This window comes from Flavobacteriales bacterium (genome assembly GCA_026129465.1).
In the GTDB taxonomy this organism is placed as follows: Bacteria; Bacteroidota; Bacteroidia; order Flavobacteriales_F; family PHOS-HE28; genus PHOS-HE28.
The window spans coordinates 1,248,586-1,268,312 of sequence record JAHCIA010000001.1 but is presented as its reverse complement, the minus strand read 5'-3'; the positions used below and the strand labels follow the sequence as shown (position 1 = coordinate 1,268,312).

The window sequence follows — 19,727 nt, the reverse complement described above, 5'->3', positions numbered from 1 at the left end:
TTCTGCTGTCACATGGATCGACCCCTTTGATCAAGTGGATCCCTTCTTCTGTCAGATGGATCGATCCCTTGGATCAAGAGGATCCATTCTTTTGGCAGGTGGATCGATCACTTTGATCCGCGTAGGACCTGGGCATGCCTCACCGCCGTAGTGTTGGTGCAGTTTGTAGCCCGCATCCGGTCTTTCCATGTAGTGGTCGATGTAGTCATCGAAGCTGGGGTTGCCGGGCAGCAGCAGTTCCACGCCTACAAAGCACTGCTCCCAAGGCGGCGCATCCGCTGCGGTATACAGTACATAGGCGGCCAGCAGCATGCCGTGGTCGATCAGGTTGGCCAGCATGCGGTTCTCCCCCATGGGCAGGTAGCCCAGCTTGTGGCCCTCCCAGTAAATGGCCACCGCATCGGCGTCGTGCGGGTTTTCGTACTCCCGCACCAGGTCCAGGTCGTCGTGGTCATTGATGCGGGCCAGCACTTGCTGCCCCTGGTGGTGCCTGAAGCCGCGCACGAAGGCATCGTAGATGAAGATGTGGTGGGCCTCCTTGGTCCAGGCCATGCGGTCCTGTTCCTCTGGCGGGAGCAGCTCCCAAGGTGGCAGCGTGAGCAGGCTGGTGCTGCCCAGCAGGGAACGGAGGAAGGTGATGCGGTCCATGGCAGGGCTGTGCCGGCTGTGCACGATGGCACAAGCTAGAGCAACTCCACATCCTTCACCAACGCCGGATCCACCGGGATGCAATACGGCCGCATGGCTTTGGCATCTCCGGACTCCATGAGCGGCTTGAAGGCGATAAGGTCATTGGAACGCACCAAATACAGCCGCTCCGGTTCGTCATCAAAGTAGGAGCTGAATACACCACTCACGCTGCTGCCGTCATGGAAGTGAAGGCGGCAATGGCGGTTGTGTGCGGGATGGAAGGCGAGATCGTGATAGGTCATCAGAAATAGGTATAACCTGCAATAGGGTGCGGGCGCACAGCGCCTTCATGTGCGCCTTCCCGCCACGCCGCCGCAAGAAAGAAGAGACCGGCCAAGCCCAGCAGTACACCGGTGTTGCTCCGGGATACCAAGCCAGCCAATGTAGCGGCCATGATGGTGTGCGTGATCTCACCGGAGGGGTCCCATTGGCCATTGGTGATGCGGTAGATACCGTCCTGGGTCCGTTGGGTTACCGTGCGACCGGTCAGGTCGCCCAGCAAGCGGTTCAGATTGCGTGAGATCTCGTCGATGCCATTGTAGTCCACTTTGGTAGGGCGAGGGTATTGGTGTTGCATTGCTGTTTGGTTTCTGTAATGGCAAAGATCCCCGGGCATCCAATACATCCAGTTGTCAAAAGACAACAAATCATGCTGCCTTCAACTTGGCTGCTTTCAGCTTACTGAACTGACTCTTGGTCATGCCAAGGTAGTCCGCAATGAGCTGGTCTTGAAAGGTGCCGAACACTTCCGGATGACGCTCCTGAAGGTCCGCGATCCGCTCAGCGCGGCCCATATCCATCCGAGCCAAGCGCAGCATGGCGTTGGTGTAGCTGTATTCCGCCATCCTCCGGCCCAGGCGCTCAATGGAAGGATGTTTGTCGTACAGGCCATAGAGCTGGTCGCGGGTCAATACCAACAGACCACAATCCGCGACGGCCTTGATGCACATGGAGGCTGGCTTCCTATCCACAAAGGCACTCAAGTCGCACACCACCCGGTTCACCTCGGGCAGGTTGAAGAATGCAACGCTGTGCCGAGCGCATTCCTTGGCATAGCGGGCATACAGGGCGCCATGCTTCAGGAAGGCGATGCGATCCGCCATGGCACCCGCCCGCTGGAAATCGGCTCCTTTGGGAAGATGCTGCTCACAAAGCGCGACCGCGAGGTCTTGCCAGGCATCATCGGGTAACGTGGTGTAGGCCTTCAGCCATTCCCTTAGATCATTCATGCCACTTTGGATATGGCAGGCCTCAAGACCATTTGCGTGCCATGATGTGAGCACATTGAACAACTGACAGTGTGGGGTTTGATCAGGCTACTTCTCGACCCTCATGCTCGAAACGCGCCTTTCGTGCTTCCTTCAAGCCTGCCTGTATCCGGCCGGCCCAATCCTGCGCAGGGGCTCCTGAGGTACGAAGGGACCCAGTGGAGGTCAATACAGGGCCGATGCACTTCGGACCTGTGCAGAAATAGCTGTGCTACAAAATTTGGTCACACTCTGTCCCCAGTTTTTGATGCTTGGTGATTCAGGTGTATAGCTCTTGGTCCGACCAAGGGCCGGTCCGGTTGTGGCCGGTGCCCGAGCATGGCCAAATGCCAGCTGTCCCCACTTCTTACTTTCTATTCATGCAGCTTGCCGCCGGTTTGTGGAATGGTCGTAAGTGGTACGGACCCTACTGCACTCCTTTGAACCCGACTCCAACCCCCTCTGCCGCATGGCTGCCTTTTTTCCCCCTGGCCCTCGAAGGCAGGTTTGGCCCGGGCTCCCCGTATTGGGACCCACCGATCCAATGACGCATAGGAACAAGACCATGGGCACCATCTTCATCAAGGAGCATTACCCTGACGGAGGCAAACGGAAGGTGGCGATCCGATGCGCTGTGCAAGATGTGCCCGCAGCTTTGAAGACACTAAGCCGCGGAGCTCAGCCGCGGACCAGGTGGAAAGTACCACCTGGCCTGCTTTGGGAATGGATCAGGCTTGTACTATCCTTGGCCTTCAGCGGCATACCAGCGCTCTTGTCGTAATTCCACATGCCACTCTCCAAGAACGAGATCCGCCGCCGTGCCACGGCCTTCGCCCACGAATGGCGCGACGCCCACAGCGAGGATGCCGATGCCAAGAGCTTCTGGGACGGCTTCCTCCAGGTGTTCGGCGTCAACCGCAGGCGAGTGTCCTACTTCGAGCAGATCGTGAAGAAGCTGGACCAGGAACATGGCTTCATCGACCTCTACTGGCCCGGCAAATTGGTGGTGGAGCACAAGAGCCGCGGCAAGGACCTGGGCAAGGCGCACGGCCAGGCCATCGGCTACCTGCACGGGCTGAAGGACCACGAACTGCCCGAATACATCATCGTCAGCGATTTCGCGCGCATCCACCTGCACCGCCTGGAGAGCGGCGAAGCCTTCGAGCTGAAGCTGGCCGACCTGCCCAGGCACATCGACCGCTTCGACTTCATCAGCGGGTACAGGAGCCACACCCCGCGCGAACAGGACCCGGTGAACATCCGCGCGGCCGAGCTGATGGGCAGGTTGCACGATGAACTGAAGGCCAACGGCTACACCGGCCACGCCCTGGAGGTGTACCTCGTGCGGCTGCTCTTCATCCTCTTCGCGGACGACACGGGCATCTTCGAGAACGGCGCCTTCTACGACTGGCTGGAGGGCCACACCAGCGAGGACGGCAGCGACCTGGGCCCCAGGCTCGAGCGCCTCTTTCAAGTGCTCGATACCGAAAAGGAGGAGCGCTCCCGCAACCTGGACGAACGCCTCGCCGCCTTTCCCTATGTGAACGGCAAACTCTTCGAGGAGCGCCTGCCCATGGCCGACTGGGACGGGGCCATGCGTATCACCCTGCTGGAGGCCTGCGCACTGGACTGGAGCCGCATCAGCCCGGCCATCTTCGGCGCGCTGTTCCAAAGCGTGATGGACCCCAGGGCCCGCCGCGACCTGGGCGCCCACTACACCAGCGAGGCAAACATCCTCAAGCTCATCCAGCCGCTCTTCCTGGACGAGCTGTGGGAGGAGTTCAACCGCGCCCGGCGGAGCAAGCCCCAGTTGGTGCGCTTCCACCAGAAGCTGGGCGAACTGCGCTTCCTGGACCCCGCCTGCGGTTGCGGCAACTTCCTGGTGATCACCTACCGCGAACTGCGGCGCCTGGAGATGGAGGTGGTGCGCGTGCTGCTGAAAGGCGGCCAGCAGGTGACCAACGTGGACCAACTGGTGCGCCTGAACGTGGACCAGTTCTACGGCATCGAGATCGAGGACTTCCCCGCGCAGATCGCGCAGGTGGCCCTGTGGCTCACCGACCACCAGATGAACCAGGAGGTGAGCCAGGCCTTTGGGGAGTACATGGTGCGCATACCGCTGCGCAAGAGCGCCACCATCCGCAACGCCGATGCGCTGCGCACCGATTGGGCTTCGCTGCTGCCCGATGGCGGCGCGTACGACTACATCCTTGGCAACCCGCCGTTCGTGGGCAGCAAGATGATGACGCCCGCCATGCGCGAGGGGCTCACCGCCGCCATGGGCCACACGCCCACCAGCGGCGTGCTGGACTTCGTGTGCGCGTGGTATGGCCTGGCGGCTCGCTACCTGCAGCAACACGGCAGGGGCCGCACGCGCTGCGCCTTCGTCAGCACCAACAGCATCAGCCAGGGCGAGCAAGTGGCCGCGCTGTGGGGGCCGCTGCTGGCGCAGGGCATCAAGATCCACTTCGCGCACCGCACCTTCCGCTGGAACAACGAGGCACGCGGCGTGGCGGCCGTGCATTGCGTCATCATCGGCTTCGCGGACCATGACGTAGCGAAGAAGCGGCTGTACCACTACGCCGACCCCAAGGCCGAAGCCACGGTGGAAGTGGTGGACAACATCAACCCCTACCTGGTGGGCGGGCGCGATGTGCTGATCCCCAGCCGCAGTAAACCGATCTGCAACGTGCCGGAGATCGTGTTCGGGAACATGCCCAATGATGGCGGCCATTTCCTATTCACCGACGAAGAGAAGAAGGCCTTCCTGAAGGAGGAGCCTGCAGCCGCTCCCTACATGAAGCGCTTCCTGAGCGCACATGAGTTCCTCAACGGACACGCGCGTTGGTGCCTTTGGCTCGTGGATGCCCCGGCGGCCAAACTGCGTGGAATGCCCCAAGTATTGGAGCGGGTCAACGCAGTCCGCGACCACAGGAGTGCCAGCAACCGGGAGGGTACGCGCAAGCTGGCGGAAACACCGGCCCTCTTCGGGGAGATCCGGCAACCGAAGGGACACTACATCCTGGTGCCACGCCATTCATCAGAGACACGCAGGTTCATTCCGATGGGATGGGAAAGTCCGAAGGACATCGTGGCGGATAGCTGCCTGTGCGTGCCGCGCTGTACGCTTTACCATTTTGGAGTGCTTCAGAGCACCATGCACAATGCTTGGATCAGAGCCGTATGCGGCCGCTTGGAGAGTCGCTATCGCTACTCGAACAAGATCGTCTACAACAACTTCCCCTGGCCCATGTCGCCCACGCCCGCGCAGCGCTCCGCGGTGGAGGCCGCCGCCCAAGGGGTGCTGGACGCGCGTGCGGCGCACCCCGGCGCCAGCCTGGCCGATCTGTACGACCCGCTCACCATGCCGGCCAACCTGGTGAAAGCCCACCAAGCGCTGGACCGCGCGGTGGACAAGTGCTACCGGAGCAAGGCCTTCGGGAGCGAGGAGGAACGCGTGGCGTACTTGTTCGAGAAGTATGAGGAGGTGGTGGGGGGATTGTTGGGGGGTGGGAGAACGAAACGCAGATGAACACAGTGTACGAGCCAACCAAGCCCACACCAACATGGCCAAACTCAACTTAGGGACCTATGTGATGGAGCTGACCCTCCTTGACATTATGTCCTTTGGATACGATTACATGCTGAGCCTGACCTGCGGAGGCATCCAGGTCTTTGCCCCTTGGATGAAGGGGGATGATACCTTTCCAGAAGGCCATCTTTTTATACCTGCGGATGATGCTTTCGATGAGACGTTCCGCGACCTGTTGCATGAGGAATGGCCTGTTCGTTGGATGGACCGGGAAGGCGGCCAATGGTGCGTAGTGCTCGGCTACCCCAGTGCCTTCCATAATGCGCTGGAAATGCGTGACCCCTTCGGCTATAACGAGGAATCCTGGTGGAGACTTGGTGACGCCGCCAAGGATAGGGACCACGATCGTATGGATCGGCTCGGTCGTCCGAAGAGGTTCCATTTGCAGCGCGATCCCGGTGACCCAAGGGTCAGGCTCAGTATCACTTTCGATTCGGCCGCCTTCGATGTGGACGGGGGCAAGGGACGAGAGCCGCTGTGCTATGGCGACCTCTGCTTCAATGCGATCGTCACCTATGAAGCCTTGGAACGCTTCCTGGATGCGTTGAAAAGCGAGCGCGAGTCCAAGCAGGATGAAATGAAGAGCACCTGAAGACATGAACATGACCCACTCTTCAGCCACGATGCGCGCCAACCCGTTGAAAGCCCAGCAAGCGTTGGAAGCGCGATGGACCAGTGCTACGGTAAGCAGGGCTTCGAGAAGGAGGGGGGCAGCAGGTGGCGTTCCTATTCGAGAAACATGTAGAGATGGTGGGTGGGAACGGGATAGGGCAAGCCAACGAACGAAGCAAGGCGCCAATGTGTATGCGCCGATCGGATCATTCCATCCAGGGATATCGCGAAGATCCATCAGTCCATGACCAAGCGCATCCTTGAATTCAAACTCCCTCCGGGCCGCAATGAGCGTTGGCTGAAGCTCATTTGGAAGGGACATGTGGATCTGTTGGACAGGTGCAGACTAACGCCCAGCCTCTATCAACTTGCCGCATGGGGCTGGATGCAACGGCACGACCCCGTGCACCCTATGGACCCTTACAAAGGATACAGACCTACCTGCGCAGGTCTGGAGTACCTGTTGTTCGATGAGAATTACCACCTGATCCTGATCAAGAAGCAGTATGTGGAAGCTGTCGAAAAGCGCGTGATGCGATCGGTGGAGATCGAGTACGAAGAAGCGGTCGCCGACTATTTCTACAGACGAAGCCTGGAGGGCGAACGAGCCTTGCCGGAATATCCCATGGGCCTGGATGAAGCTTCATGGAATGAAGTGCGAAACCGCTACGTACGGAAGGGGTACCTATGCATGAAAGAGTTCCGTGCGAGTTATGGCCACAGCCGCGATGACCTGGTGGTCTTCGGAGTGCTCCGTTACAAGGACAATGAACATGCGCCCGTATCGATCAGGATCGGCGAAAAGGCGAAGCACTGCTTGATGTACAGCCGGCGTTGGCGGACCGTTTTCGTGCGGCCGGGAATGCTGAACAACTTGGTGAGCCTATGCCATGTTCAAGTGGTGGACCTGTCGGACCAGAACACAGAGCTCTCGGTATGGTCACCCGAATCACGAGAGTACCCTTCGGCCAGCCATTGATCGCACCGGCCAATGCCAAGTTGAACGACCGGACCGCCCACGAAAACCCTGAACCTCTGTAGGCTCTCTTGAGGCACGAAGGGACCCTGCGCACCCGCTCCCCTTACGCTCTCTTCCGCAAGATCTTCCACTCGATATCCTCCTGGGCGTCGAGGCTGGCGATCTGCTCGCCGCCCACGTTGCTCAGGCGGGCCAATACTGGCCGGGGCAGGCTGCCTTGGTCGGCGAAGATGAGCAGCGACTCGTAGTCGGCCTTGTGGCGCTTGAGGCGCTCCAGGATGATGGTGGCAAGCTGGGCCTTGTCCTTGTTGGCGATGCCGAAGATGAACAGGGGCGCATGCTTGCCTTCGATGCGGTAGTCGATGGGGTAGTTGGCCGCATCCTCCAGCGCCGCATGGATGTAATTGCGCTGCACCTGATCCTCGGGCACCAGGCGCATCAACTGCTCGTGGAGGTCCTCATAGAAGGTACTTTCGGCACGCTCACGGTTCAGGAAGGTGAGGTCGTTCACCTGCACCAAGGCCTTGGAGAGGCGCCAGATGGCAGGCGCAAGTTCCTGCGCCGTGGTGTCCACATAAAAGGCCCCGTCATCCTCGGCCACGTCCGTCTCCGCCTTGATCCGCTCAAGCAGCTTGGCGCGGGTGCCATTGCGGAACTTCTCCGTGTCGTTGCGGTAGCTGAGGTGCATGAGGGTGTGCCCCATGTCGCTCAGGCGCAGCAGCCCCCCCGGCAACTCGGTGAGGTAGAGCTGGTAGGCATCACCATCGGCAAAGGCGAAGGGCGTGAGCACCATGGCCGAGTCCCGGCCCTTGGGCCGCACCTGTACCTCGGCGCACATGGCCTTGCAGAGGCTCTCCTGCAACAGGTCGAGGTTCGTGTTCATGGCACGGGGAACAAGGTGGGTTCGTCGGGTGTGGGTTCCAAGCCCGAAACTGCACAGTCGGTGACCAGGCAGTGCAGGGCGCCCTGCAAAGTTCTGAACCGTTCCGTGGTGGTGGCAAAGGTCTCGGCATCCCGCCCTGCCAGCAGGTAGCGCTCGGTGGCGGTGTGGATGTGGCAAACGAACGCGAACGCTTCGCCCTCCAAATGGTTCCGATGCGGGTGGCTGGGGCCGTTGTATCGGCACAGGGTGAGCGTTTCGCCATTGGCCTTCACCACATTGAGGCCACAGGAAAAGCTGTCTTCCATACCCGGCCGGATGTTCTGTCTGGTGTAGAGCTGAAAGCGGTGCTCGCCGTCTTCTGTGGTCAACGTGTAGTTATACTGCTCCCGGCCTTCCAACCGCTGGGCACGGGCACGGGGGTTCTCCACCCGCTTCGGCATGCGCCGTAGGCGATCCAACTCAGCATCGGTCATCCCATCAAAAGACATGACGAAAAGCGCAGCGCATGCCGCTGGGACAAGATAACGAGCCAGCCTGGACCTCTGAAGACGTCTTCCATGGCACCACGCCCCGCGCTCTCAAACCTCCGCAGGCTCTCCTGAGGCACGAAGGGACCCTGCCCCAAGCCTCTACAGGCTCTACAGAGGCACGAATCTGACTTCCGGAGGCAAGTGGTACCCCGCGCATGGGAACGCATAGGCCCATTCCGGTAACACTACGGCAGCAGCCAGATGTCCAGATGTTCCCACATGGGCAGGTGGCGCACAAGTTAGCGGGGGAATGACATGGCCGGAAACAAGGACGCGCCCTAGAAGGGCGCGTCCCATGTTCGTATCATTCCCCGGCCGATCAGCGGTTCTCAGGCGCGGCCGCGGGGCGTTCGCGCATTTGCTCGGGAGCGGCCTCCACCCTGCGCACGCGGAGGGAGGACTGGTACTTCTCGTATTGCTCTGGCGTGAGGATGGTGCGCACATGCGCGTCATGCTCGGCCAGGATGGCATCGCCACGGGTGCCTTGCTGTGTGCGGTCCAGGCCGGGCGTGCTGCGCAGATCGTTCATCTGGTTGTCGCGCTTCTCCTGTGCGGCACGGAGCCCTTTTTCCTGTTCCGGGGTGAGGCCCAACTCCTGCACCAGGCGGGAGATGCGGTCTGCGCCCTGTGCTTGAACGGGCTGGTTGTTCGCATCGGTGGCGGTGGCGGCCGCTGCGGCGCGTTCCTGCTTCACTTGGGCATCCTGGGTGGGGCGGGTACGCTCCTGGGAGGCGGGTGTCAAGCTCTGGGCCTGCACGGTGAAGGCCGTGGCCGATATCAAAGCGGCCGTGATCAAACGGTTCATCATGTCTTTTGGGTTTTAGGGGGTTGGATGGGCGGTGTGGACTTCAACGATCATGCCGAAGGTAGTATGATCGCCAACGCTCCTCCAACGCTTTCCAACGATGCCGACCGGCCATACCGGCGGATCTTATCCTGTCCAAGCCGGTCCGCTTTGGCGGGGCCCTTGCCGGCCTCACTGGCCTTCTTCCGAAGGATGCCCGGCGCCATGGTGTCGATGCTGCCGGCCTTCACCGCCTGCCACAGAAAGTTGAAGAGGCTGCGGTCCCGGCGGCGGTCAATGGCAAAGGAGCCCTGGCGATAGCCCTTGAGGTCTGGCACGTTTCGGCTGCGCACCGCCGTATTGGCCAGCAATCCCAACAATTTGTCGCGTCCCTTTCCGCCTGTGATGTGGATGGCCAGCCGCAGATCATCGTAGGCCAGGTGGAGGGTGCCGTGCCCACGGTGGTCGTCGCCGGTCATTTGCAGTTCCAAGCGATGGATGGTGCCCGCCGTGGCCTCCACGCGCAGCAGGCTGTCCGTCATTTGATTGAAGATGTCGAAAGGAAGGTCGGTGGTGTGGGCGCTCAGCGAGAAGGCGTCGCCGGGTTTGTCCAGGTCGGCGCCATAGGAAAGGAAGGCCTTGCTGCGCCCGTAGATGCGAGCGTGCGCGCGGAGTTCGAGCCGCCTGCCGGATGGTGCGCCGGACGCGATGCCCGTGATGTCACCGTGGAGTGCCGTGAATTCCAGGCTTCCATATTCATGCTCCTGCTCCACGCGCTCGTGGTAGGTCACCTTCCCGTGGTGGAAGATGGCCGTGTCGATCCGCATCGGGAGGGTGATGTTCCGCAGGATGCCCGTGGGCAGTGGCTTGTGTTTCCATGGCGCATCGGGCATGGTCTTGTCACGATAGACCTCCACTTCGGGCCTGTGGATGTCCATGCGCCGCATCCACAGCGCGTGTTCCGCCAGGAATCGGCCCACATGGAGTCCGCCAAGTGCTATGCTGTCCACTTCCACCATGAAAAGGTCCGTTTCATGGTCGAGCAACTTGTGGTAGTTGTGCTGGTCGGTCCGTGGCAGGAAGGAGAGGTCCTTCACGTTGGCGCGGCCGGCCGGATGTTCCAGCCACATCTCCCCGATCCGCAGGTCGTAGAGCGGTGGGAAGGCGGCGGTGGTCTCGCGGATGCTGATGCGCGCGCTGTTGACGACGAATTGCGCCCCCCTGCCGGGCAGGTTGTGCAAGGCCAAGCCCCCGGCCCATAGGTCCAGGGTGCCCACATCGGCGCTGAACTTCTTTCCACCCAGGTCGGACGTGCGTGCCGATGCGTCACGAATGATGAGCGAATCAAGCCGGATGGATGGTGGCAGGCCCGCCAACGCGTTGGTGGCGGTATCCGGTTCCACAACGGGGCGTGGCGCCCCGGAGTGGTGCACATGTGCCACACGTGGTGCATGCATCTCCACGCGCGCCACATGGATACGGCCACCGAATAGCAGCGCCCGGTAGGAGACCCCCGTAAGGCCGAGGCGCTCCGCATGGATGGCGATCAGCCCTGTGGTGAGGTCGGCATCATCCGCCAGGCTGTCGTGTTCCATGCGCAGGTCCTTCAATTCCACCGAGCCGCTCCACAAGTTGCTCCGCAGGGCGCCGATGCTTACGCGATGGTCCACTCCCGCGGCCTTGGTGGCCACCTGTTCCAACTTCCGGCGAACGAGTTCGTCGAAGATCAGGCCACCGATCCATCCCAGGAGCACAATGCCCCCTGCCATGACCGCCCACCTCCACCAGTGCATGGAACGAAGATCGCCATGGGCGGTGAGAGGGGGGATACCTTCGTGGCCATGCCCCAGCGATTCCTCGACCGCGACCGCCTGCCCATGCCGCTGCTGCTGCGCCTTACACTGGTGCTCATCTTCTGGTTGCTGGCCGGTTGGACGCTGATCCTCGCGCGCAACTTCCTCTACCCGATGGCCCTGGGGGTGCTATTCGCCTTTCTGCTGCTGCCTGTGGCGCGGCGGCTGGAGCGCGTCGGACTGCCGCGCATCCTCGCCAACCTGTTGAGCATCATTCTCGGCATCGGCGTGGTCTACGGTGTCATGCTCTTCCTCTACCGCAGGCTCAGCGGGCTGCTGGGCGACATGCCCGAGTTGAAGGAGAAGGTGGTGGAGAACCTGCGCATCATCCTGGAGGGCGCCGGTGCGCGCCTGGGCATCGCGGTGACGCGCGACACGGAGAACATGCTGTTGGATCGGATCGAGGAGTTGCTGCGCTTCACCGGCGATTCACTGGCCAACATCCTCACGGCCACCGGCAATACCCTGCTGGCCGTTGGACTCATGCCGGTCTACGTTTTCATGTTCCTCTATTACCGCGACAAGTTCTCCCGCTTCCTGCTCATGCTCGTGCCCGACAAGGACCAGGCGCTGGCGGGCACCATCCTGCGTCAGGTGGGGCAGGTCACCACGCGCTACATGACCGGTATGTCCGCCGTGGTGCTTATTCTGGCGGTGGTCAATTCCGCGGGCTTCCTGCTCATCGGCCTGAAGTACGCCGTTCTGCTGGGCGTTATCGCGGCCATCTGCAACTTCATTCCCTACTTCGGCACCATCATCGGCTATTCCATCCCCTTCCTTTTCGCCTTGCTCACCGGTTCGGGCCCGGACATGGCCTTCGCCGTGCTGCTGCAATTCGCGATCATCCAGTTCACGGAGAACAACATCCTCACGCCGAACATCGTCGGTGGCATGCTGCGCATCAACCCTTTCATGATCATACTCGGTGTGCTTGGCGGAGGCATGTTGTGGGGACTGCCGGGCATGTTCGTGGTGGTGCCCGTGCTGGCCATGGTGAAAGTGGCCTGCGACCACGTGCCCATGCTGAAGCCCTGGGCGTTCCTGCTGGGTGACAAGGGCACCGAACGGCATTCGATCACGGGGCGCAAGATCCGCCGCTTCTTCGCTTTCTCCCCGCTGGCGAAAAAAGAAACCGGCGAGGACCGTTCCTAAGCAACGGCCGCCTTCAACCAGTTCACACTGATCACGGGCAGATCCGTGCCTGGGAACACGGTGCCGCTGCCAGGCACCGGATGCAGTCCCGCTTCGGCCGCCACGGCCAGGAAGACATCGTGCTCCACGATGTACTGGTCGCTGTAACCGTGCGTGCCATCGTAGGCGGTGATGGCCGTGCGCCCCGGATGCGCCGCGGCCAGATCGGGCGGTAGCGTATGCAATTCGATCACGATCAATCCGAAGCGCTCCAGATGGGGCGTCCACCGTCGCAGATGGTCGCACAGGTCCTGTTCCACGTCGGCATTGCGCAGGCGTTGGCCGCGGAAGGCGAAGGCTCCGGTGGAGCGGGATGTTCGCCCGGGATCCAGGGATGCGGGCGGCCGGTACATGCGGTTGTGGTCGATGAAGGTGCGGATGTTGAGCAGGTCGCCGAGGTCCACGCCGTGCCGTACGCGCAGGTCATCCGCCAACCGGCCGGGGTCGCTCACATCGCCGAACATCACCTCGCCCCATACATCCGCGCGAGACAGGCTTTCGCGCGTGGCCCGCTGTGCGGCCTCGTTGTAGTCGGCTCCCACGATGAAGAGGGGGTGTTCGCGCAGCATCCGGCCACGGCGCGTATGCTGGTAGATCAGGTCGAAAAGGTGTACGATGAGCGCGCCATTACCCGATCCCATGTCGGCGAATCCGCGCGGTTGTTCCTCGATGGGCCGGTCGAACAGTTCCACCACCAGTTCGTCCATGCGCTTGAAGTAGGCGGCATGCGCGCCACCACTGCCCCACACGTTCATCGTCCGGTCCACGTGGATCTCCGGCGAACCCGCTGGCACGTTCCACAGCACGTCGCCACGCCCGAAGAGCAGCTCATCCAGGCGGTCCATGGTGCGCAGGTAGCTGGTCGTCACCCCATAGGCCGATGCGCGCTGCGCGAAGAAGAAGGCCTCCTCCGTGATGGACGGGGCTTCCAGGTCCTGTGTTTCCACCCAACCCAGTGCGCCGAGCAGAATGTCCGCGCCGCCTCGCAAGGGTGTGGCGATGCCCGCCAGGCGGCCGCGCCCCAAATGGTCGCGCTTGGCCTTGGCACCGTGCATCGCAAGGTGCGTGAGCAAGGGTCCGGCCAACAGCCCTTCCAGCATTCGGTCCAACCGGGCATGAGGTACGGCCGGCAGACCGCGCCGCGCCAACCTGGCCCTGGCCTCCTGGAAAAGACGGGCGATCTCCTTGGCGCCATCTTCTTCCAACACGCGGTGCATGCCGATGACCATGGGCACCAACGCGGCGATCGGTTCGGCGAAACGCCCGGCCCGGAAAATGGCCTCCCCTTCAGGCAGCAGGTCGTAACCGACCCGGTCACCCTCCACCCGCATGGCCAGCCAGCCCTGCGAGGCCAGCAGGCGCAAGGCCACGTTCAGGTAGCCGGCATGGCCTTCGCAGCGCGCCGCCAGCTCGTCCACATCCGCGCCGCCTCGGTCCAACAACTGGAGGTGGAGCCCCCGATGTTGCAGGGCGGCCAGGGTGGGCAGCACCACCAGGCCATCGAGGTGGGTGAAGAGCGAGGCACGGAGCAGGCGTTCGTTCGGTTCCATGTGCACTGGCATGTGGCGAAGATCGGCCGCGCGCACGAAGCGGGCCCACGCGGCCACCATCCATCACTGGATGAAAAGTTGGGCGGCCCATGTAACGATCCATGGCCCATGGGAGTCCCAGATCCGAACAAGACCCAAGACACCATGAAGCACTTCCTACTCTTCCTGATCGCGGCCAAGACCATCGGCACGGCCGCCGCACAACCCACGCTCACCGCCAACGGCAACGGCCCGCAAGCGGGACAGGCGTACACGCGCTTTTTCCACATGTACGAGGCACCCGGCCCATCGGGAGCGAACGTCACCTGGGACTTCAGCATGCTGGAAGGCATGGAGGAAGAAGAGGTGACCCTCTTCAGCCCCGGCGATCTGCCCAACGGCGGAAGCTTCCCGGAGGCCACCGTGGCGCAGGCCGATCTTTTCTCCAACCGCTTCATCCGGTTGCAGAACGATGCGCTGCTGCTCGTGGGCCGCGGCTACGATGATCTTGTGGTGCCCTACGATGATCACAAGCTGGAGATGCCTTTTCCCTGCACGTTCGGCACCGAATGGGAGGACGAGTACGGAGGCACCTATCTGGAGAACGGCGTGCTGTGGGAAGTGGCAGGCATGATCCTGGGCGTGGCCGACGGCCATGGCACACTGGAAATGCCCTACGGCACGGTGGGCAATGTGCTGCGCGTGCACACGGTGGAGGTGGAGGTGGAGACCGAAGGTGAGGTGGAGTTCACGGCCATCACCGAGTTGTTCTGCTACCATGTGCCGGGAACGCCATGGCCCTTGGTGCGCCTGGTCCGGATCACCTTGTGGCTGGGCGAGGAGCCCATCGAGTTCGAGTTCACCGAGTGGGCGTATCCTGCGGTCACCAGCGTGCCTGAGGCATCGCGCGGGCCAATGACCCTGCATGCCTGGCCCAACCCGGCCCATGACCATGTGCGCGTCACACTGCCTGAAGGAGAGGGCTTGCTCCTGGAGCTTTGTGATGGTGCGGGCCGCGTGGTGCGCCGTGAGGCCGGCCTCGCCGGTGGCCGCGAACATGTGCTCGATCTGACAGGATTGGAAGGAGGCACTTACATCGCCACCACCACAAGCCAGGGTGGCGAACGCGGCACCGTGCGCATCATGGTGCTTTGAGGGAGGTACACGCCAAGGGTGCCGCGAACGTGGCGGGGATCCACCGGGAGGTGGGTCCCCGTTCGCATTGGGGATCACAATGCGGCGCGGTAGTTCTTCGGTGTCAGACCGGTCCACTGCTTGAAAGCACGCTGGAACGCCGCAGGTTCCGCATAGCCCAGCTTGTAGGCCACCTCGCTCACCGTCAGCCGCTGGTTGGCCAGCATGCCCTTGCTCAGATCGTGCCGCACCTCGTCGGCCACCCGTTGGAAGGAGGTGCCTTCCGCGGCCAGTTTGCGCTGAAGCGTACGGGGCGTCACATGCAGCAGCTTCGCCACTTCTGTGAGGCTGGGCAGGAGGAATTTGAAGTGTTGGAGGATCACCCGCCGCACCTCATCGCGGACCCCCCGTTCCTGTGCGATGCCTGCCAATTGTGTCTCCAGCATCCGTTGGAAGTGGAGGTTCAACTCCGGGTTATGGCCGATCACCGGGAGGTCGGCGTCCGCGCTGCTCACCACGATGCGGTCGCGCGAAGCTCGCCAGGTGGGACGCACGCGCAGGGTCTCCTCGAAGCGGTCCTGGTCCTTGGGCGGTTCCCTGCGGAACTCCGCCACCAGGGGCCGGATGTGCCTTCCGCCCAACAGTTTGAACAGAAAGACCGCCGATGACATGATCAGGTCCACCGGCATCGCCACCGTGCCCGGAGAGCTTTCCTCCCACAGCGGCGTGGGCTCGATGACCAGTGCGAACCGGCCGTGGTCCTCCTCGATGCGGAAGGATATCTGCTGGGAGAACGTGGATGCGAAGGCGACCATGCCATGCAGCGCGTCGCGCATCGTGGCGCTCGTCTCCATCAGATGTCCTGCCAGGCCCAATATCATGGGCGAAGCGCTTTGTCCGGCGATGAGGCCCAAATGAGGTTCGCCTGACGACCGCTCGCAGGCCGCGAGAATGGCGTAGCGCTGCTCCAGCGTCACGCGCGCCTGTGGGTCGCTGACCAACGCCGGATCGATGCCCGCCGCGGCGCAGATCTCCGCAAGCGTGGCACCGGCATCCACGGCGGCCATGATGATGGGCCGCACAATGGTCATGTTCACCCACAGGGTCTGTTCCATGGCGAGGCGAAAATATCCGCCTGGGGATCCGGTCCGTCGGCAAGCGGCACCACGTATCGGGGTGCCAGGACCACGGCGGAGGTTGCTCCGGTGATCGCGTGGACCGGCCGCATCGCCGGGCGCCATGCGTGTTCCGGGTATTCATCGCCGGATCGGCACGGTCCTCGTCGCGTCAGGCGATGAGTGAGCATTTTCAATCCCCAAAACCCAAGACCATGAAGAAGTTGATGATGATGCTGGCGGCGACCTTGTTGATCGGCGCCGGCGCGAACGCCACGGAACCCGTGGCCCACGACCATGAGGGCAAGCACAAGTGCATCATGTTCGGTGCGGAGAAGTGGCAGAAGCTCGGCCTCACCGAGCAGCAGCGTGCCTCCGTGACGGAGATCCAGGCGAGCTGTGAGCGCGAGTACACCGCGGCCGTCAACGCGGGGCGCGATGCCAGCGTGACGGTGGACGCCCATGAAGCACGTCTCAAGACGGTGCTCACGCCGGAGCAGTATGAAACGTGGAAAGGTTGGTGCGAGCGCAAGGCCCAGAAGCCCGAGGGCACGCACATGAAGCCGACACCCTGACAGGGTTGACACGCCCCCCCTCGAGCCATGGGCCGACCATGGCATCGATCCCCAGGAAGATCCCGGCCAAGTGCCGGGATCTTTTCGTGTGGCATGTGCGCCACGAAGTGTGGACCCGATCACGCGCGGCATGACGGCCCCGCGGATGCCCGGGATCACCGGATGCCGCGCCAAATGGGCCAGGGCGTATGACAGGCGGTGATGGCACGGTGGCTGCATGATCGATGACGTCCATTCATTGTTGAACCACGAACACCATAGGATCATGAACAAGAAAGGAGCGATAGGACTGACAGTGGCCGCCTTGGCCACGGGAGCCGCACTGGGCATTCTCTTCGCACCGGCCTCGGGCCGCAAGACGCGCAAGCGGATCGCCAGGCGGGGACGCGATGCCAGGGAGAAGTTGAACGAGTTGCTGGAAGAAGGCAAGGCCCTCTTCGGCAAGATGCGGCAGGAGGCGGATGAGAGCGCCGAACGAGCCAAGACCGCCCTGCGCAATGGTGCCAACGAGACCGCGAAAGCCGCCCGTGAAGCGGCCGCGGCGGCAAGGTCTTAGGGACCCGGCCTGCTCGTTGGTGACGCCCCTTCCGAGCGATCGGAAGGGGCGTTCCCTTGTCGCGTGCTCGCGATGCGATCAAGCATCGGCGATGCCGAGCAGGAAACCGCGCACCGCCGCGTTGAAGGCGTCTGGCTGTTCCATGGGGCTCAGGTGTCCGGCGCCAGGGACCACCACCAGCCGCGCACCCGGCACGGCATCGGCCATGGCCCGGCTGGTGGGCAAGGGCATCAGATCGTCGTCATCGCCGGTGATCACCAGGGTGGGGAAGGTCCAACGGCGCAGGTCGGCGAAGCGGTCGGGCCGCAGCGCCATGCCCCGTGCAGCCGCAGCGACGGCTTCAGGTCTCTGCCGAACGATGATCTCCCGGAGGGTCTGCTGCAACCCGGGTTTCCAGGCCAGGCTGCGCCGCCCGATGAGTTTGGGCACCATGCCCCGCGCGATCACCGCCATGCCCTTGGTGAGGGCATCCTGCGCCATGCCCTCACGTGCCGCCATACCCTCCGCATCGTCGGCGTTGGCGCGCGTGTTGGCCAGCACCATGCCCTGTACACGATGGGGCCAGCGCGCGGCGAAGTCCATCGCCACATAGCCGCCCATGCTCAGGCCGCACAACACCACACGATCGGCCGCGCGCAGGGCCAGCTCCTGTCGCAACCCGGTCGCGAAGTCCTCCATGGTCAGCACGTGGTCGATCTTCTTCTTCCAGGCGCCAAACCCGCGCAGATCGGGCGCGAACACGTCGGCCACATCGGCCAGGCCCTGGACCTGTCCTTGCCACATGGTGTGGTCCAGCGGGAATCCATGAAGCAGGACCAGGGTGGGTCGTTCGCGTGCCATGCCACGAATATGGCGCCCGGCTTGCTTTCCTTCGCACCATGCGACCAGTTCCAGCCCTGCTCTTGTTGGCGACCATGTTCTCCCTTCCGGCGGCCGCTTGGTCCAGGGAGTACGTTGTGCCTGTGAAGGATGTGGCGGGCTTCTTCGCCACACTTCCCGAAGATGCCACGGCGGTGATCTTCAGCGAAGCGGCCGAGTATCGCTGTGACGCGGACATCGTTCTGCCGGCGCGGCGTCTGCTGGTGATCGATGGGCGTGGCGCGCGGCTGGTACTTGGGCCCAACTCCAACGGATTCACCGTGCGCATCGGCGATCAGAAGGAAGCGATGAAGCGCACGGCCAGCCGATACTTGATCCAGGACTTCGGCGCGATCGAAGGCGGCCGCAAGGGCGTGGACCTACGAGCGAGCCTGGGGAGCATCGTGCGCAACTGCCGCTTCATGGCCCAGACGGAAGTGGCCGTGGACCTGAGCTTCTGCCTGATGTGCCGGGTGGAGAACGTATTGGTGACCAACCCGGCGAAGCGTGGCATCGTGCTGCGCACGGGCGATTGGCCTGGCGCCACGGCCACCAACAGCCAGAGCAACAGCACGGTGCTGGAACAATGCCGCGTGTATTGCGCGAGCACCACCACACAGGCTTTCACGGTGCTGAACAGCGGAGGTGTGCGCATGCGCGACTGCATCTCGGAGGGATCGGCCTGCGACCACGATCTCTTCCTTTCGGCGGCGGGTGGCGGAGAGGACCGTACGGCGAACAACCCCGTGGTGAAGTCCTTCACGCTGGAGAACTTCCATGTGGAACACCGTGTGCGCAAAGCCTCCATCCATGTGAACATGCCCATGCAAAGCAGTGTGACATTGAGCAACGTGTACTGGAACGGCAAGATGGAGGCGCCGGTGATCGAGTACCTGCGCGGCCAGCTCAACCTGGTCGACATCGGCTGGTTCAGTGGCGCGTTCAGGATCCGGACGCGTGTGAGCTCGCCGCGCATCAACGTGGACCGCTGCCACAGCGCGCTGCGCATCGATGAGAAGGAGGCCAGCAGCACGCGTGCGGGTGTTCTGGAACTCGCCGATCCCCTGCCGGGTAACGAGAAGCTGTCGCTGTCGCATGTGCGCGTCATGCGGCCCTCCCGGTGATCGGGGCGTTGTGTCCCCTTACTTGGTGTGCGCTCCACGATGGGTTTCCCTGGCATGGGCCACTGTCGTGCGTCCGGCACGGTGGTATGATGTGTGTGTCCTTCCACCGGACCAATACCTGTATTCCATGACACGCATGATGAGCTTCGTGATGTGCCTGGCGGCTGCGGGCCTGATGGCCCAGGACCAGCGTCCGGCGGACCCCCGAGAACATTGCCTGATGGCCACCGGTGCGGATTGGGCGCGCCTCGGCATCGATGGCGACCAGATCCTGCGCGTGAACGCGATCCAGAGCGATTGCCTGCAGGATTGCGTCGCCGCCAAGGAACGCGGTGCGAGCATCTCCAATGTGCTCGACCGCCATGTGGCCACGCTGCGCACCGTGCTCAGCCCGGACCAGTTCCGGCAGTGGAGCGCGTGGTGCCAGGAGAAACATGGCGGGCGTATCGATCAGTAGATCGGTGATGGTGCCCGG

Annotated in this window: 20 protein-coding genes; 9 read left to right on the top strand and 11 right to left on the bottom strand. The window is 62.7% G+C overall.

The features are described from left to right. Positions 1-51 precede the first annotated feature (51 nt). The 4 genes from KIT10_05450 to KIT10_05435 all read right to left on the bottom strand — a co-directional run bounded on the left by KIT10_05450 (position 52) and on the right by KIT10_05435 (position 1,919). Positions 52-672 carry an HIRAN domain-containing protein gene (locus tag KIT10_05450; protein ID MCW5898697.1) on the bottom strand — a complete coding sequence of 207 codons (621 nt, stop codon included), beginning with the start codon at positions 670-672 and terminating at the stop codon, positions 52-54. An 11-nt stretch (positions 673-683) separates the two neighbouring features. Further along, positions 684-932, bottom strand: coding sequence for a hypothetical protein (locus KIT10_05445; GenBank protein ID MCW5898696.1), 249 nt, complete (start codon positions 930-932; stop codon positions 684-686). Then, positions 932-1,267, bottom strand: coding sequence for a hypothetical protein (locus tag KIT10_05440; GenBank protein ID MCW5898695.1), 336 nt, complete (start codon positions 1,265-1,267; stop codon positions 932-934). The genes KIT10_05445 and KIT10_05440 overlap by 1 nt, the downstream gene beginning before the upstream one ends. A gap of 70 nt (positions 1,268-1,337) precedes the next feature. Continuing rightward, a complete protein-coding gene (locus tag KIT10_05435) occupies positions 1,338-1,919 on the bottom strand; it encodes a Crp/Fnr family transcriptional regulator (protein MCW5898694.1) in 582 nt (193 codons plus the stop codon). Positions 1,920-2,724: 805 nt separating this feature from the next. On the opposite strand from KIT10_05435, the gene KIT10_05430 reads away from it, so the two are divergent. The 3 genes from KIT10_05430 (at position 2,725) to KIT10_05420 (ending at position 7,120) form a co-directional block, all read left to right on the top strand. Further along, complete coding sequence (locus tag KIT10_05430) at positions 2,725-5,469, top strand: class I SAM-dependent DNA methyltransferase (GenBank protein ID MCW5898693.1); 2,745 nt, start codon at positions 2,725-2,727, stop codon at positions 5,467-5,469. A gap of 34 nt (positions 5,470-5,503) precedes the next feature. Next, positions 5,504-6,121 carry a hypothetical protein gene (locus KIT10_05425; GenBank protein MCW5898692.1) on the top strand — a complete coding sequence of 206 codons (618 nt, stop codon included), beginning with the start codon at positions 5,504-5,506 and terminating at the stop codon, positions 6,119-6,121. Between the two features lie 264 nt (positions 6,122-6,385). Further along, entirely contained in the window at positions 6,386-7,120 is a 735-nt protein-coding gene (locus tag KIT10_05420; GenBank protein ID MCW5898691.1) for a hypothetical protein, read from the top strand. 103 nt (positions 7,121-7,223) lie between these two features. On the opposite strand, the gene KIT10_05415 is transcribed toward KIT10_05420, so the two are convergent. The 4 genes from KIT10_05415 to KIT10_05400 form a co-directional block, all read right to left on the bottom strand. Further along, on the bottom strand, positions 7,224-8,003 hold the full coding sequence (locus KIT10_05415; GenBank protein ID MCW5898690.1) for a DUF1828 domain-containing protein: 780 nt from the start codon (positions 8,001-8,003) through the stop codon (positions 7,224-7,226). After that, positions 8,000-8,443: a hypothetical protein gene (locus KIT10_05410; GenBank protein MCW5898689.1), complete on the bottom strand. Its 444-nt coding sequence runs from the start codon at positions 8,441-8,443 to the stop codon at positions 8,000-8,002. The genes KIT10_05415 and KIT10_05410 overlap by 4 nt, the downstream gene beginning before the upstream one ends. A gap of 409 nt (positions 8,444-8,852) precedes the next feature. After that, positions 8,853-9,341: a hypothetical protein gene (locus KIT10_05405; GenBank protein MCW5898688.1), complete on the bottom strand. Its 489-nt coding sequence runs from the start codon at positions 9,339-9,341 to the stop codon at positions 8,853-8,855. A gap of 47 nt (positions 9,342-9,388) precedes the next feature. Then, positions 9,389-11,110, bottom strand: a complete 1,722-nt coding sequence (locus KIT10_05400) for a hypothetical protein (protein MCW5898687.1) — start codon at positions 11,108-11,110, stop codon at positions 9,389-9,391. A 48-nt stretch (positions 11,111-11,158) separates the two neighbouring features. Here KIT10_05400 and KIT10_05395 point away from each other — a divergent pair, with 48 nt between their 5' ends. Further along, positions 11,159-12,322 (top strand): AI-2E family transporter, encoded by a 1,164-nt coding sequence (locus KIT10_05395; GenBank protein MCW5898686.1) that lies wholly within the window; start codon positions 11,159-11,161, stop codon positions 12,320-12,322. On the opposite strand, the gene KIT10_05390 is transcribed toward KIT10_05395, so the two are convergent. After that, positions 12,319-13,923 carry a class I SAM-dependent methyltransferase gene (locus KIT10_05390; protein MCW5898685.1) on the bottom strand — a complete coding sequence of 535 codons (1,605 nt, stop codon included), beginning with the start codon at positions 13,921-13,923 and terminating at the stop codon, positions 12,319-12,321. The two genes, KIT10_05395 and KIT10_05390, sit on opposite strands and share 4 nt — an antisense overlap. Positions 13,924-14,055: 132 nt before the next feature. Between KIT10_05390 and KIT10_05385 the strand changes: the two genes are divergently transcribed. After that, entirely contained in the window at positions 14,056-15,045 is a 990-nt protein-coding gene (locus KIT10_05385) for a hypothetical protein (protein ID MCW5898684.1), read from the top strand. A gap of 74 nt (positions 15,046-15,119) precedes the next feature. On the opposite strand, the gene KIT10_05380 is transcribed toward KIT10_05385, so the two are convergent. After that, positions 15,120-16,139, bottom strand: a complete 1,020-nt coding sequence (locus KIT10_05380; protein MCW5898683.1) for an AraC family transcriptional regulator — start codon at positions 16,137-16,139, stop codon at positions 15,120-15,122. A gap of 215 nt (positions 16,140-16,354) precedes the next feature. Between KIT10_05380 and KIT10_05375 the strand changes: the two genes are divergently transcribed. Continuing rightward, entirely contained in the window at positions 16,355-16,714 is a 360-nt protein-coding gene (locus KIT10_05375) for a hypothetical protein (GenBank protein ID MCW5898682.1), read from the top strand. A gap of 265 nt (positions 16,715-16,979) precedes the next feature. After that, positions 16,980-17,270: a YtxH domain-containing protein gene (locus tag KIT10_05370; GenBank protein MCW5898681.1), complete on the top strand. Its 291-nt coding sequence runs from the start codon at positions 16,980-16,982 to the stop codon at positions 17,268-17,270. Between the two features lie 78 nt (positions 17,271-17,348). Here KIT10_05370 and KIT10_05365 read toward each other — a convergent pair whose 3' ends face one another. Then, positions 17,349-18,110 carry an alpha/beta fold hydrolase gene (locus KIT10_05365; protein MCW5898680.1) on the bottom strand — a complete coding sequence of 254 codons (762 nt, stop codon included), beginning with the start codon at positions 18,108-18,110 and terminating at the stop codon, positions 17,349-17,351. 38 nt (positions 18,111-18,148) lie between these two features. Here KIT10_05365 and KIT10_05360 point away from each other — a divergent pair, with 38 nt between their 5' ends. Together KIT10_05360 and KIT10_05355 are read left to right on the top strand one after the other, a co-directional pair. Then, positions 18,149-19,252 carry a hypothetical protein gene (locus KIT10_05360; protein ID MCW5898679.1) on the top strand — a complete coding sequence of 368 codons (1,104 nt, stop codon included), beginning with the start codon at positions 18,149-18,151 and terminating at the stop codon, positions 19,250-19,252. Positions 19,253-19,379: 127 nt separating this feature from the next. Beyond that, positions 19,380-19,709, top strand: coding sequence for a hypothetical protein (locus tag KIT10_05355; protein MCW5898678.1), 330 nt, complete (start codon positions 19,380-19,382; stop codon positions 19,707-19,709). Positions 19,710-19,727 lie beyond the last annotated feature (18 nt).